Annotated in this window: 11 protein-coding genes and 1 tRNA gene; 9 read left to right on the top strand and 3 right to left on the bottom strand. The window is 63.0% G+C overall.

Features of this window, described 5'->3' with window-relative positions; genetic code table 11:
- The first annotated feature begins 10 nt into the window (after positions 1–10).
- Positions 11–1,204: a DUF1501 domain-containing protein gene (locus ABIC76_RS21655; protein ID WP_354535200.1), complete on the top strand. Its 1,194-nt coding sequence runs from the start codon at positions 11–13 to the stop codon at positions 1,202–1,204.
- Here ABIC76_RS21655 and hpnD read toward each other — a convergent pair whose 3' ends face one another.
- Positions 1,205–2,038 (bottom strand): presqualene diphosphate synthase HpnD, encoded by an 834-nt coding sequence (hpnD, locus tag ABIC76_RS21650; RefSeq protein WP_354535199.1) that lies wholly within the window; start codon positions 2,036–2,038, stop codon positions 1,205–1,207. It lies immediately after the preceding gene.
- Between the two features lie 186 nt (positions 2,039–2,224).
- Here hpnD and ABIC76_RS21645 point away from each other — a divergent pair, with 186 nt between their 5' ends.
- The 4 genes from ABIC76_RS21645 to ABIC76_RS21630 all read left to right on the top strand — a co-directional run bounded on the left by ABIC76_RS21645 (position 2,225) and on the right by ABIC76_RS21630 (position 7,424).
- Positions 2,225–3,433, top strand: a complete 1,209-nt coding sequence (locus ABIC76_RS21645) for an efflux RND transporter periplasmic adaptor subunit (protein ID WP_354535198.1) — start codon at positions 2,225–2,227, stop codon at positions 3,431–3,433.
- A 42-nt stretch (positions 3,434–3,475) separates the two neighbouring features.
- A complete protein-coding gene (locus tag ABIC76_RS21640; RefSeq protein ID WP_354535197.1) occupies positions 3,476–6,595 on the top strand; it encodes an efflux RND transporter permease subunit in 3,120 nt (1,039 codons plus the stop codon).
- A 153-nt stretch (positions 6,596–6,748) separates the two neighbouring features.
- Positions 6,749–6,835, top strand: a tRNA-Leu gene (locus tag ABIC76_RS21635).
- 184 nt (positions 6,836–7,019) lie between these two features.
- A complete protein-coding gene (locus ABIC76_RS21630; RefSeq protein ID WP_354535196.1) occupies positions 7,020–7,424 on the top strand; it encodes a VOC family protein in 405 nt (134 codons plus the stop codon).
- A 79-nt stretch (positions 7,425–7,503) separates the two neighbouring features.
- Here the strand turns inward: ABIC76_RS21630 and ABIC76_RS21625 are convergent, their stop codons facing one another.
- Both ABIC76_RS21625 and ABIC76_RS21620 read right to left on the bottom strand, forming a co-directional pair.
- Complete coding sequence (locus tag ABIC76_RS21625) at positions 7,504–7,692, bottom strand: CsbD family protein (protein WP_027681365.1); 189 nt, start codon at positions 7,690–7,692, stop codon at positions 7,504–7,506.
- Between the two features lie 137 nt (positions 7,693–7,829).
- Positions 7,830–9,149 carry an MFS transporter gene (locus ABIC76_RS21620; RefSeq protein WP_102067295.1) on the bottom strand — a complete coding sequence of 440 codons (1,320 nt, stop codon included), beginning with the start codon at positions 9,147–9,149 and terminating at the stop codon, positions 7,830–7,832.
- Between the two features lie 158 nt (positions 9,150–9,307).
- Here ABIC76_RS21620 and cyoA point away from each other — a divergent pair, with 158 nt between their 5' ends.
- The 4 genes from cyoA (at position 9,308) to cyoD (ending at position 13,546) form a co-directional block, all read left to right on the top strand.
- Entirely contained in the window at positions 9,308–10,360 is a 1,053-nt protein-coding gene (cyoA, locus tag ABIC76_RS21615) for a ubiquinol oxidase subunit II (RefSeq protein WP_354535195.1), read from the top strand.
- A gap of 102 nt (positions 10,361–10,462) precedes the next feature.
- Positions 10,463–12,466 carry a cytochrome o ubiquinol oxidase subunit I gene (cyoB, locus tag ABIC76_RS21610; RefSeq protein WP_354535194.1) on the top strand — a complete coding sequence of 668 codons (2,004 nt, stop codon included), beginning with the start codon at positions 10,463–10,465 and terminating at the stop codon, positions 12,464–12,466.
- Complete coding sequence (gene cyoC, locus ABIC76_RS21605) at positions 12,459–13,124, top strand: cytochrome o ubiquinol oxidase subunit III (protein ID WP_180815276.1); 666 nt, start codon at positions 12,459–12,461, stop codon at positions 13,122–13,124. The genes cyoB and cyoC overlap by 8 nt, the downstream gene beginning before the upstream one ends.
- Positions 13,121–13,546 carry a cytochrome o ubiquinol oxidase subunit IV gene (gene cyoD, locus ABIC76_RS21600; protein WP_354535193.1) on the top strand — a complete coding sequence of 142 codons (426 nt, stop codon included), beginning with the start codon at positions 13,121–13,123 and terminating at the stop codon, positions 13,544–13,546. Before cyoC ends, cyoD begins: the two co-directional genes overlap by 4 nt.
- Positions 13,547–13,571 lie beyond the last annotated feature (25 nt).

The raw sequence follows: 13,571 nt of genomic DNA, 5'->3' as shown, positions 1-13,571 counted from the left end.
AGCACACATCATGGAACGTCGCGATTTTCTGAAGGCAGGCGCCATGCTCGGCATGGGCGGCGCCGCATCCGGGCTCCCGGGGATTGTCTTCGCGCAAGGGCAGGACAAGCGCAAGGGCTACGGCAACCTGCTCATCCTCATTGAACTGAAGGGCGGCAACGACGGGCTGAACACCGTGGTCCCATACACGAGCGCGCAGTATTACGCGCTGCGCCCGCGCATCGCCATCAAGCGGGAGCAGGTGCTGCAGCTGGATGACCGCTACGGGCTGCATCCGTCTTTGCAGGCAATGATGCCGCTGTGGCAGGCGGGGGAATTGTCGGTGGTGCAGGGGTTGTCGTATCCGCAGCCGAATCTCTCGCACTTCCGCTCGATCGAGATCTGGGACACGGCGTCGCGCTCCGACCAATACTTGCGCGAAGGCTGGTTGACGCGTGCGTTTGCCGCGCAGCCGGTGCCGGCATCGTTCGGCGCCGATGGCGTGATCATCGGCAGCGCTGATCTTGGCCCGCTCGACGGCGGCGCACGCGCGGTCGCACTCGCCAATCCCGATGCGTTCCTCAACGAAGCCAAGCTGGCGATGCCTTCGCATGCCATGGGCAACGCCACGCTCGCGCACGTGCTGAAGGTGGAGGCGGATATCGTCAAGGCGGCCGACGGACTGCGCCCGAAATCCGGCAAGTTCGCGTTCCAGACGCGCTTTCCGGACGGCGGGTTCGGCAACGCGATCAAGGCGGCGATGCAGGTGGTGGCAGCGCCGGGCCATGGCGGCGCGGACGTCGCCGTGGTGTGCCTGTCGCTCGGTAGCTTTGATACCCACACCAATCAGCAAGGCACGCAGGCGAACCTGCTGCGGCAGTTGGGCGAGGGCATCGCTTCGCTCAAGAGCGCGTTGACCGAGTTGGGCCGTTGGAGCGACACACTGATCGTCACGTACTCGGAGTTCGGCCGCCGCCCGCGCGAAAACCTGAACAGCGGGACGGACCACGGCACGGCTGCCGCGCATTTTGTGGCCGGCGGCCGCGTGAAGGGCGGACTGGCGGGACAGGGGCCGGTGCTTGAACGGCTGGACGGCGGGGGCAATCTCGACCCGTCAGTCGATTTCCGCTCGCTTTATGCCACGGTGCTGGAGCGCTGGTGGGGGATGGATTCGCAGCCGGTGCTGGCGGGGCGATTTGCGCCGCTGGATCTCATCAAGGCCTGATCAACCGCGGATCTGCGTCTTCCAGGCCAACCACAGCTTGCGCAGCGGCGTCAGGTCCGTGCGCTGCGTGAGCACCTGGAAGCCGTCCGCTTCCACCTCGTCGAGCAGGCGCATGGCCAGCACGCCGCGAATCAGTGCCGAGCGCTGGGCGCGGCGATCTTCAGCCGGCAGCGCGGCGAGTGCTTCCTTGTACGTTGCCCGAGCGCGCTCGGCCTGAAAGGTCATCAACGGCTTGAAGCCTTCTGCATACCGGCGGTTGAACAGATCGGCAGCCGGGACGTTGAAACGCTGCAGCTCATCCACGGGAATGTAGACGCGGTTGTGCCGCACGTCTTCGCCCAGGTTGCGGATGAAGTGGACGAGCTGCTCGGTCAGCGCCATCAGCCGCGCGAATTCCAGCGTGCGTGCATGCGTCTGTCCGGCAATGCGAGCTGTCAGCCGGCCTGCCACGCCTGCCACCTGATCGCCGTGGCGGCGCAGGTTGGGCCAATCCAGATAGCGGTTCTGCATGGCGTCGGCCTCGACGCCGGCCAGCAATTCACCCAGATGCACCGCGCCGATGTCGTAGCGGACCAGGTGCGGCTGCAAGGCCTTTGCGGCCGGGTGCTCGGGGCGGCCCTCGAACAGCCGCGCAAGCTCCTGTCGCCACCACTGCAGTTTCGACTGCACGACCGCCGGATCACTGGCGTCGCGCACGGCGTCTTCCAGCTCACGGCGCACGGCTTCGAGGGCGATCGTCGCGCGGCGGCGTTCGGGCGTCAGAAACAATACGCTGTAGTACACGTCGCTGCCGGGCGGTGCAGCCTTGTCGGCGCAGTAATCGTCGGGGGTCACGGAAAGGGCCGTCGTGGTGAGGTTTGAAGCAGGGCGGCCATTCTACAGCGCGTTGCGGTGCAGCATGCCGTAAAGCCTTGCCTGGGCCCCTGCCAAGAAAAGTCAATCAGACGCGGCCGTGTCGTTGACCCTGCGCATTGCCGTGGGTATATTACTGACCGGTCAGTTATTTACTGAGAGCGTGTCATGCCAGCGTTGCGTTTGCCGTACCCGCATTCCGACTTCACCGGTTTCTCCGACACGCGGTCTCGGCCGCGCCGGCGTTCATTGCCGACAGCGGCATCGGCGGCTTTGCTGACCAGCGCGGCGCTGCTGGCCGGCTGCAGCAAGGAGGCGCCCAAGGCGCCCGACGTGCGCCCCGTGCGGACCATGACGGTGACCAGCGAGCAGGGCGCCGGCACCGCGGAATTCTCCGGCGATGTCCGCCCACGCATCGAATCGCGCCTGGGTTTCCGTGTGCCGGGCAAGATCGTCGCCCGGCTCGTGGACGTTGGCGCCACCGTCAAGAAGGGCCAGGTGCTCGCGCGGTTGGACCCGACCGATCTGGCACTCGCCCAGCAATCGGCTCAAGCGCAGTTGTCGGCGGCCAAGACCGACCGCGACTTGGCCGCTGCTGATCTCAAGCGCTATTCCGAACTGTTCGCCAAGGGCTTCATCAGCGCGGCGGAACAGCAGCGCCATCAAGCCAACTATGACGCCGCGCAGGCCCGCTACGAGCAAGCCGGGGCCGGCTATCGCAACCAGGTGAACCAGGCCGGCTATGCCACCCTCGAAGCCGACGCGGATGGCGTGGTGACAGGGGTGGACGCCGAGGTCGGGCAGGTCGTCTCTGCCGGCCAGCCGGTCGTGCGCGTGGCGCAGACGGCAGAGAAGGAGGTCGTGGTCGGCATTCCCGAGGATCAGGTCGATACGCTGCGCAAGTCGCCCGAGGTGAGCGTGAAGCTGTGGGCGGATCAGTCGCGCAGCATTCCGGCCAAGGTGCGTGAGATTGCGCCAGCGGCTGACCCGGTCACCCGCACTTACACCGTGAAGATTTCGGTACCGAACCCGCCGCCTGAACTGAAGCTCGGCATGACGGCGGTGGCGACGTTCGTCCGGCCCGGCGGGGGCAGCGATAGCGCCGGCATGGGCGTGCGCGTGCCGATCAGCGCGCTGCTGCAGGACCAAGGCAAGAACGTCGTGTGGCTGTATGACGCCGCATCGCAGACGGTAAAACCGGTGCCGGTGACGGTGGGTGCGCCGCGCGACAACGTGCTGCTGGTAACGAGCGGCCTGCAGCCCGGCCAGACCATCGTGACCGCTGGCGTGCACCTGCTCAAGGCTGGCCAGAAAGTGATGCCCATGGCGCCGGCCGATCAGCCGTCGGCGCAGTCCGCCATCACGCCGCGCCGGTAAGACACACCCGGCTCCCGCCCCAACACGCCAACCTTCGCGCGTATGGAACATTCCCGTTTCAACCTGTCACGCTGGGCGCTTGAACATCAGCCGCTCACGCGCTTCTTGCTGGTGGCGCTGTTGCTCGGCGGCATCTTTGCGTATTCCAAGCTGGGGCAGGATGAAGATCCGCCCTTCACCTTCCGCGCGATGGTCGTGCAGGCCTTCTGGCCCGGCGCCACGGCCGAGCAGATGTCGCGCCAGGTGACCGACAAGATCGAGAAGGCGCTGCAGGAAGTACCGTACGCCTGGAAGATCCGCAGCTACTCCAAGCCCGGCGAAACGCTCGTCACCTTCCAGCTGGCCGACACGTCGCCCGCGAAGGAAACGCAGCAGCTCTGGTACACCGTGCGCAAGAAAGTGGGCGATATCGCGCCGACCTTGCCGCAAGGCGTGCGCGGGCCGTACTTCAATGATGATTTCGGCGATGTGTATGGCTCGATCTATGCACTGTCCGCCGATGGCTTTACGTATCGCCAGCTCAATGACTACGCCGATGCGATCCGCCAGCAGCTGCTGCGCGTGCCCAACGTCGCCAAGGTGGAACTGCTGGGCGACCAGGACGAAAAAATCTACATCGAGTTCCAGCAGGCGAAGCTGTCGCAGATGGGGCTCGACATCAACAGCATCGCCACCCAGATCAGCCAGCAGAACAACATCGGCCCCAGCGGCGTGCTGGTCACGCCGACCGACAACGTGCAGATCCGCCTGTCGGGCCAGTTTTCGGACATCCGAGATCTGGAAAACCTGACCCTGCGCGGCCCCGGCGGCACGACGAATATCCGCCTGGGCGACATCGCCACGGTCAAGCACGGTTACGTGGATCCGCCGCACGCCAAGATGCGCTTCAACGGCAAGGAGGTGATCGGCCTGGGCATCTCGATGACCAAGGGCGGCGACATCATCCAGCTCGGCAAAGACTTGCGCGCCACGGTCGACAAGATTCGGGCAAAGCTGCCGATGGGCATCGAGATGCAGCAGGTGCAGAACCAGCCGAAATCGGTGCAGAGTTCGGTGGGCGAGTTCGTGCACGTGCTGATCGAGGCGGTAGTGATCGTGCTGGGCGTGAGTTTTCTCTCGCTCGGGCTGCATACCAAGCCGAAGCTGCGCATCGACGTGTGGCCGGGCCTGGTGGTGGGCCTGACGATCCCGCTGGTGCTGGCGGTGACGTTCCTGTTCATGAACATCTTCGATATCGGGCTGCACAAGATTTCGCTCGGTGCGCTGATCATCGCCCTGGGTCTGCTGGTGGACGACGCGATCATCGCGGTCGAAATGATGGTGCGCAAGCTGGAAGAGGGCTTCTCCAAGATGGAGGCGGCCACCTTCGCGTACACGTCGACCGCCATGCCGATGCTGACCGGCACGCTGATCACCGCCACGGGTTTCCTGCCGGTGGGGCTGGCGCGGTCGACGGTGGGCGAATACACCTTCGGCATTTTTGCGGTGACGGCGCTGGCGTTGGTGCTTTCGTGGTTTGCGGCAGTGGTGTTTGTGCCGTATCTGGGCTTCCTGCTGCTGCGGACGCAATCGCATGTGGAGGGCGGTGGGCACCACGAGCTGTTCGACACGCCGTTCTACAACCGCTTCCGCGGCTGGGTGAACTGGTGCGTGGAGTACCGCAAGACGGTGATCGTCATCACGCTGGTGGCGTTCGGGCTGGGCGTGTTTGGCTTCAAGTATGTCGAGAAGCAGTTCTTCCCCGATTCGAGCCGTCCGGAACTGATGGTCGAGCTGTGGCTGCCGGAGGGCTCCAGCTTCAACCAGACCGAAGCCGAAGCCAAACGCTTTGAAGCGCTGATGCGCAAGGAGCAGAACGTTGACAGCGTGACGCTGTTCATCGGCTCCGGCGCGCCGCGCTTCTACCTGCCGCTGGACCAGATTCTTCCGCAGACGAACGTGGCGCAGGCCATCGTGATGCCCACTTCGCTGGAGGCACGCGAGGGTGTGCGGCAACACGTCATCGGGCTGCTCAAGTCGCAATTCCCGCATCTGCGCGGCCGCGTCAAGCTGCTGCCGAATGGTCCGCCGGTGCCGTATCCGGTGCAGTTCCGCGTGATGGGCCCGGACATTGGCGGGGTGCGCAAGATTGCCGATCAGGTCAAGGCCATCATGAGCGCCAATCCGAACACCGTCGGCGTAAACGACAACTGGAACGAGAACGTCAAGGTGCTGCGCCTGGACATCGACCAGGACAAGGCGCGCGCGCTCGGCGTGTCGACCGGTTCCATCTCGCAGGTCACGCAGACGGTGATGTCCGGCGCGCCCATCGCCCAGTATCGCGACGGCGACAAGCTGCTCGACATCGTGATGCGTCCGCAGGAGGACGAGCGCAACACACTCGACGCACTGCAGCGCGTGCAAGTCCCGACCAGCAGTGGCCGCACGGTGCCTCTGACGCAGGTGGCGCGCGTTGGTTTTGCGTGGGAACCTGGCGTGATCTGGCGCGAGAACCGCGACTACGGCATCACCGTGCAATCCGATGTGGTGGACGGTGTGCAGGGCCCGACCGTGACAGCACAGATCAACCCGTTGCTGGACAAGATCCGCGCCGACTTGCCGCCGGATTATCAGATCAAGATTGCCGGCGCAGAAGAGGAAAGTGCCAACGCGGGTGCGTCCATCGCCGCGCAGATGCCACTCTGCATCTTCATCATCTTCACGCTACTGATGCTGCAGCTGCACAGCTTCTCGCGCTCGGTGATGGTGTTCCTGACGGGGCCGCTGGGGCTGATTGGCGCGGCAGCCACGTTGCTGCTGCTGCGCGCGCCGATGGGCTTTGTCGCGCAGCTCGGCATTACCGCGCTGATCGGGATGATCATCCGCAACTCGGTCATTCTGGTGGACCAGATCGAGCAGGATGTGGCGGCCGGCGTGCCGACGTGGAACGCCATTGTCGAGGCAGCCGTGCGTCGGTTCCGTCCGATCATCCTGACCGCGGCGGCGGCCGTGCTGGCAATGATTCCGCTGTCGCGCAGCGTGTTCTGGGGCCCGATGGCCGCCGCCATCATGGGTGGTCTGATCATCGCCACGGTCTTGACGCTGCTGTTCCTGCCGGCGCTGTATGCAGCGTGGTTCCGCGTCAAGCGGCCCGAGGCGCAAGCGGCGGCCCCGACGGTCTGACTGACGGTCGGGCCCGGCAGCCGGTGCGAGGGAGGGGACTCGAACCCCTACACCACGCCAAATAGCGCAGGGGATGGAAACCCCCGAACGACTGCGATATAATCGCGGGCTTCCTTTCCGGCGCCCCTGCTCAGGGGCGCCGCGATCCATCCGGCGAGGGTGGCGAAATTGGTAGACGCACCAGGTTTAGGTCCTGACGCCAGCAATGGTGTAGGGGTTCGAGTCCCCTCCCTCGCACCAAAACTCCCTTGAAGATCAACGACTTGAACTTTCAAATCATTGAAAATTCAGCCGTTTTCCTGCATCCGGCTTTTTGCTCGATTTGACTGCGGTGGGTCATTGAGGACGGCCGGGAGCACACCTTGCTGAAGACTCTCCGGCCGTCTGAACCCGGCGCCCGCTCAGCATTGTTCGGAGATATTCCATGCTCAAAGACAGCGACGTATCAACCCGGCTTCCGGCGCAGGATCTCATGCGCGCACGGCAGTTCTATTCGTCGAAGCTGGGTCTTGAACCGGTTGAGGAACGACCCGGCGGTCTACGTTACAAATGCGGGAATGGCTATTTCACGCTGTTCCAATCGGCGGGGTCGGCGTCTGGGCTCCATACGCAGATGGGCTGGGAAGTCAGCGACATCGAGGCGACGGTTCGCGAACTGCGGCAGCGCGGGGTGACATTCGAGGAATACGACTTTCCTGGGTTGAAGACGGTCAACGGCATTGCACGCATTGAAGGAAATTACCCGTCCAAGGCTGGGGCGGGGGAAAAAGGGGCGTGGTTCCGAGACAGCGAAGGCAACCTGCTGGGCATCGGGCAAACCGTCCTTTGAAAAAAGGGCGACCATCCGGTCGCCCTTTTTTTTGGCAGTCTGCATGGGCGCTAACACGCCACGCCCATGCGCACGCCCGTCAGCGGGACTTCTTCGCAATGTCCTTCGCTGCTTCCTTGACGTCTCCCGCATCCTTGCGAGCTTGGCCGCCGGCCTGCTGGAGGTCGCCCTTCAGCTCACGCGCAGGGTTGTTCGTTGCTTTGCCTACGGCCTCGTTGACCTTGCCCTTCATTTTCTCGACAGTACCCTTCACTTGATCCTTGTTCATGGTCTGCTCCTTTGAAAATGCGCTCTTGCGCACTGCGAGTGGTAGCAGGCCGCGTGCCTACGGCGTCGCCAATGCGCGTCGAGTGTGGCGACGCAGGATGAGGCCGCCGTATTCGACGGTGCCGAGCAATTGCTGCGCTAAGCGTCCGGCGTTCCGAGCGCTTTATTGATCCGCAGCGCCACCAGCGTCCCCACCACGCCGGACAGCAGATACAGGCTCACCGCGCCGAGCCCGAACAACGACGACAAACCTAGCGCCACGAGCGGCGCAAATGCTGCACCGAACAACCAGCCGAAATCGGTTGTCAGGGCCGCACCCGTATAGCGGAATCGGCTCTCGAAGTTAGAGGTCACCACGCCGGCCGCCTGACCGTAGGACAACCCGAGCAGGCCGAAGCCGACCAGGATGAAGGCGTCCTGGCCCGCGACACCGCCATCGAGCAGCCAGGGCGCCGCCAGGCTGAAGAGGCCGATCAGCACGGCCATTGCCGCCAACGTGGTGCGCCGACCAAAACGGTCTGCAATCACGCCGGAAACCAGCGTACCCACAAACGCGATTGCTGCACCGATGATCTGGACGGTCAGCACGGCGGGCACACTTTGCGTCTTGCGCAGCGACACCCACGACAGGGGAAACACGGTGACCAGGTGGAACAGCGCATAGCTGGCCAGCGCGGCAAAGGCGCCGAGGAAGATGTTGAACCCTTGCGCGTTCACCATCTGCAGGGTGCTGATCGGTTCCAGCTGTTCTTCCTCGAGCAACTGCGTGTATTCGTGGGTGACCACCAGCCGCAGCCGCGCAAAGAGCGCCACCACGTTGATGGCGAAGGCGACGTAGAACGGATAACGCCAGCCCCAGTCGATGAATTCCTGAAACGTCAGGCTGGTATAGAGGAACAGGAACAGCGCCCCGGCGATGATGAAACCGGTTGGGGCGCCCAGCTGCCCGACCATGGCGTACCAGCCGCGCTTGTTTTCGGGCGAGTTCAGCGCCAGCAAGGAGGGCAGGCCGTCCCACGAGCCGCCAAACGCGATGCCCTGCATGAAGCGGAAGAGCGCCAGCAAATAGATGGCCGAATGGCCGATCGATGCGTACGACGGCAAGAACGCAATGCCCACCGTGGCCGTGCCAAGCAGGAACAAGGATGCCGTCAGTTTGGTACTGCGCCCCCATCGGCGCTGGATGCGCATGAACAGCGCCGTGCCGAACGGGCGCCCGATAAACGCGAAGGAGAAGACCGTGAAACTGAACAGCAGCCCGGCCAGTTCACTGGCAAACGGAAAGTAGACCGCAGGGAAAACCAGCACCGAGGCGATGCCGTAGACGAAAAAGTCGAAATACTCCGACGCTCGCCCGATCACCACGCCTATGGCGATCTCGGCCGGGGCAACTTCATGGTGTCCTGGGGCGGGCGGTGCAGTGGGCGACGCGCGATGCTGGTGGGTCAGACTTGCCATCGTGGAGTCTCCATCGGGATTCGGGGGAGGGGGATGTCGTACGGCAATCAAAAAGTCCGTCATCACAAGACCAGAATAGCGCCTAAACTGCAACGACAAGTCGAAAGATCGTTGGGCCATCCCAGCGCGACGTTAACCAAACGCCACTTCCGAGACCCATGCCACGCTTCAATGCAGTAGTGACACCCCTTGGAATTACGGGAAGGTCGCTTTGGCGAGGTGCAGCAATTGCCTTGTTGGTGACCCTTACAGGTTGTAGCCACGCCGTGCTGTTGTCGCCGGCTGGCGACATGGCGGTGCGACAGCGGGACTTGATCATCATCGCGACATGTCTGATGTTGCTGATCATCGTCCCGGTGATCGTGCTCACGCTGTTGTTTGCGTGGCGGTATCGGGAAAGCGCTGAAAACGCGCACTACAACCCCGATTGGGATCATTCCACCGTGCTGGAGCTGGCCATCTGGGCTGCGCCGCTCCTGATCATCATCACGCTGGGTGCCATCACCTGGGTCAGCACCCATCAGCTCGATCCGTACCGACCGCTGACTCGGCTGGATCAAGACCGTCCGGTGCCCGCCGAGACCAAGCCGCTCACCGTCGAAGTCGTGGCAATGGACTGGAAGTGGCTGTTCGTCTATCCCGAGCAGGGCATTGCCACCGTCAACGAGCTGGCCGCCCCGGTCGACCGCCCCATTGCGTTCCGGATCACGGCCACCACGGTCATGAACGCGTTCTTCGTGCCGTCTCTGGCGGGCATGGTGTATGCGATGCCGGGCATGGAAACCAAGCTTCATGCGGTGATCAACCGGCCCGGCGTCTATGACGGGCTCTCTTCCAACTACAGCGGCGCGGGCTTCTCGCACATGCGGTTCAAATTCCACGGACTGTCGAACGACGAGTTCGACCGGTGGGTCCAGCAGGTCAAGTCGTCGGGCACGTCGCTGTCGAAGGACACCTACCTGAAGCTCGCCAAGCCGAGCGAGAGCGAACCCGTGCAGCGCTACGCCAGCGTGGCGCCAGACCTTTACGACCGCATCCTGAACCGCTGTGTGGATGGGCAGGCTTGCCTGGCCGACACCATGGCGAGCAACCGCAACGTGAAGCGCTTCGACCCGTCGGCGGAAATCTGTACCGCCAGCAATACGGTCGATGTCATGCCCATATTTGCGCCGGATGCGGCCATCAACGATGGTCGAAGGTTGTTGCGGTGAGCCGGGACTCGCCCGTTCGGCTTTTAGCGCTTTCCGCCCCGTTGATGTTTTTCGCCAACATTGATCGGCCAGAATTGGTCAATACAGGCCCAGGTGACATCCATGCCCGAGCGTTCTGAACTCGCCAACATCCTTTTTGGCCGCCTGACGTGGGAGGCCATTCCGTATCACGAGCCGATTTTGCTGGCCACGTTCGCGGTCGTCGCGCTGGGTGGTCTGGTGCTGGTCGGCGCGCTGACGTACTTCCGCGTCTGGGGGTACCTCTGGCGTGAGTGGTTCACCAGCATCGACCACAAGAAGATCGGCATCATGTACGTCGTGCTCGGCATCGTGATGCTGCTGCGCGGTTTTGCCGACGCCGTGATGATGCGGATACAGCAGGCGGTGGCCTTTGGCGACAACCTGGGTTACCTGCCACCGCACCACTACGACCAGATCTTCACCGCGCACGGCGTGATCATGATCTTCTTCGTCGCCATGCCGCTGGTGACCGGGCTCATGAACTTTGTCATGCCGCTGCAGATTGGTGCCCGCGACGTGGCGTTCCCCTTCCTCAACAACTTCAGCTTCTGGATGACCACGGGCGGCGCCGTCCTGGTGATGATGTCGCTGTTCGTGGGCGAATTCGCGCGCACCGGCTGGCTGGCCTATCCGCCGTTGTCCGGCATCCTGGCCAGCCCCGATGTGGGCGTCGATTACTACATATGGGCGTTACAGATCGCGGGCGTGGGGACTGTGCTATCCGGCATCAACCTGCTGGTTACCATCGTCAAGATGCGCGCCCCCGGCATGACGTTGATGCGCATGCCGATCTTCACCTGGACGGCGCTGTGCACCAACACGCTGATCGTTGCCGCCTTTCCGGTGTTGACGGCCGCCGTGACGCTGCTCGCCCTGGACCGTTACCTTGGTACCCATTTCTTTACGGTCGAGCAGGGCGGCAGCGCGATGATGTATGTGAACCTGATCTGGATCTGGGGCCACCCCGAGGTCTACATCCTGGTGCTGCCCGCGTTCGGCATCTTCTCGGAAGTGGTGGCCACGTTCTCCCGCAAGCGCCTGTTCGGCTACGCGTCGATGGTGTACGCCACGGTCGTGATCACCGTGCTGTCTTACCTCGTCTGGCTCCATCACTTCTTCACCATGGGCTCCGGCGCCAGCGTCAACTCGTTCTTCGGGATCACGACGATGATCATCTCGATCCCGACAGGCGCCAAGATCTTCAACTGGCTGTTCACGATGTACCACGGCAAGATCCGCTTCGAGCCGCCCATGTTGTGGACGATCGGGTTCATGGTGACGTTCGTCATTGGGGGCATGACTGGCGTGCTGCTGGCGGTGCCACCGGCGGACTTCTCGCTGCACAACAGCCTGTTCCTGATCGCGCACTTCCACAACGTGATTATCGGCGGCGTGCTGTTTGGCCTCATGGCCGGCATTACCTACTGGTTTCCCAAGGCCTTTGGGTACCGCCTTGTTTCATCGTGGGGCAAGGCGTCGTTCTGGTTCTGGTTTGTCGGCTTCTATATCGCGTTCATGCCGTTGTATTGGCTGGGCATGCTTGGTGTCACGCGTCGCATGAACCATTTCGACGATCCGTCCTTGCAGATCTGGTTCCAGATTGCCGCATTCGGTGCCTTGCTGATCGCCATCGGCATTGCCTGCTTCCTGATCCAACTGGTGGTCAGCTTCCTGCGTCGAGAAGAACTGCGCGACACGACCGGCGACCCCTGGAACGGCCGCACGTTGGAGTGGTCCACCTCGTCGCCGCCGCCGCAGTACAACTTCGCGATGACGCCGCTCGTGCATGACGCAGACGCCTGGTGGCAGATGAAGCAGTACGGCTACCGGCGTCCGCAGGAAGGCTTCAAGCCGATCCACATGCCAAAGGGCACCGCTGCCGGCATCGTGCTGGCGGGGTTCTCCACGGTGTGCGGCTTTGCGCTGATCTGGCACATCTGGTGGCTGGCCATCGCGTCGTTCGCGGCCACGATCATCGCGGCGATCATTCACACCTTCAACTACAAGCGCGACTACTACATTCCGGCGGAAGAGGTGATCCGGACCGAAACATTGCGCACCCAACTGATGGCAGGCCATGGCTGAAACGACCGCATCCCTGCATGTGACCGGCCCTAGCGGCACCACCACGGTGGACGACATACCGCCGGGCGGCTACCAGTTCCACGTCACCGAAGAGCCGCACGTGCCAAACGGCACGCTGCTCGGGTTCTGGCTGTACCTGATGAGCGACTGCCTGATCTTCGCGTGCCTGTTTGCCGCCTATGGCGTTCTGGGCCGCGAATACGCAGGCGGGCCTACCGGGGCGGAACTCTTCGAGCTGCCGCTGGTGGCATTGAACACGTCCTTCCTGCTGCTGTCGTCTATTACGTACGGCTTTGCGATGCTGCAGCTGCAGCAGAACAAGGTCTCGGCCATGCAGATCTGGCTGGCCATCACGTGGGTCTTCGGTGCCGCGTTCCTTGCGGTGGAACTCTATGAATTCGCGCATCTGATCCACGAAGGTGCCGGGCCGACGCGCAGTGCATTCCTGACTTCGTTCTTCTCACTGGTCGGCACGCACGGGCTGCACGTGACGTTTGGCCTGATCTGGCTGATCGTGCTGATGGTGCAAGTGTCGAAGCACGGTCTGATTACGGCCAACAAGCGTCGCCTGATGTGCCTGTCGATGTTCTGGCACTTTCTGGACGTTGTCTGGATCGGCGTCTTTACCTTCGTCTACCTGATGGGAACGCTGCCATGAGCGCGCAAGATCAAACGATGAACGGCCACGGTCATGGCCACGAAGGTCACCATCACGAAGAAGAGATCGGGCCGCACGCCACGCTGGGCGGTTACCTGACCGGGTTCGTGCTGTCCGTCTTCCTGACGGCGATTCCGTTCTGGCTGGTGATGGCGAACGTCTTCGACAGATCATCGACCACCGCGGTGACGATCTTGCTCATCGGCGCGGTACAGATCGTGGTGCACATGATTTTCTTCCTGCACATGAACGCCAAGTCCGAAGGCGGCTGGAACATGCTGTCGCTGATGTTCACGTTGGTGCTGGTCGTCATCACGCTCAGCGGTTCGCTTTGGGTGATGTACCACCTGAATACCAACATGATGCCGCACATGCGGCCGGCGCAGACGACGCCTGCCGTGCTGCCGCCCCGAACGCAATAAGGGCAATACGGTCTGCATGCGGGCT

The organism is Ralstonia sp. 1138 (genome assembly GCF_040544795.1).
In the GTDB taxonomy this organism is placed as follows: Bacteria; Pseudomonadota; Gammaproteobacteria; order Burkholderiales; family Burkholderiaceae; genus Ralstonia; species Ralstonia flatus.
The sequence above is the reverse complement of the archived record's forward strand: the minus strand, read 5'-3'. Positions and strand labels throughout refer to the sequence as shown.

Coding starts and splice junctions, on each gene's coding strand:
- cyoB (WP_354535194.1), top strand. CDS start 10,463: ATGCCCGAGCGTTCTGAACTCGCCAACATCCTTTTTGGCCGCCTGACG.
- ABIC76_RS21620 (WP_102067295.1), bottom strand. CDS start 9,149: ATGGCAAGTCTGACCCACCAGCATCGCGCGTCGCCCACTGCACCGCCC.
- cyoC (WP_180815276.1), top strand. CDS start 12,459: ATGGCTGAAACGACCGCATCCCTGCATGTGACCGGCCCTAGCGGCACC.
- ABIC76_RS21640 (WP_354535197.1), top strand. CDS start 3,476: ATGGAACATTCCCGTTTCAACCTGTCACGCTGGGCGCTTGAACATCAG.
- cyoD (WP_354535193.1), top strand. CDS start 13,121: ATGAGCGCGCAAGATCAAACGATGAACGGCCACGGTCATGGCCACGAA.
- ABIC76_RS21630 (WP_354535196.1), top strand. CDS start 7,020: ATGCTCAAAGACAGCGACGTATCAACCCGGCTTCCGGCGCAGGATCTC.
- cyoA (WP_354535195.1), top strand. CDS start 9,308: ATGCCACGCTTCAATGCAGTAGTGACACCCCTTGGAATTACGGGAAGG.
- ABIC76_RS21625 (WP_027681365.1), bottom strand. CDS start 7,692: ATGAACAAGGATCAAGTGAAGGGTACTGTCGAGAAAATGAAGGGCAAG.
- ABIC76_RS21655 (WP_354535200.1), top strand. CDS start 11: ATGGAACGTCGCGATTTTCTGAAGGCAGGCGCCATGCTCGGCATGGGC.
- ABIC76_RS21645 (WP_354535198.1), top strand. CDS start 2,225: ATGCCAGCGTTGCGTTTGCCGTACCCGCATTCCGACTTCACCGGTTTC.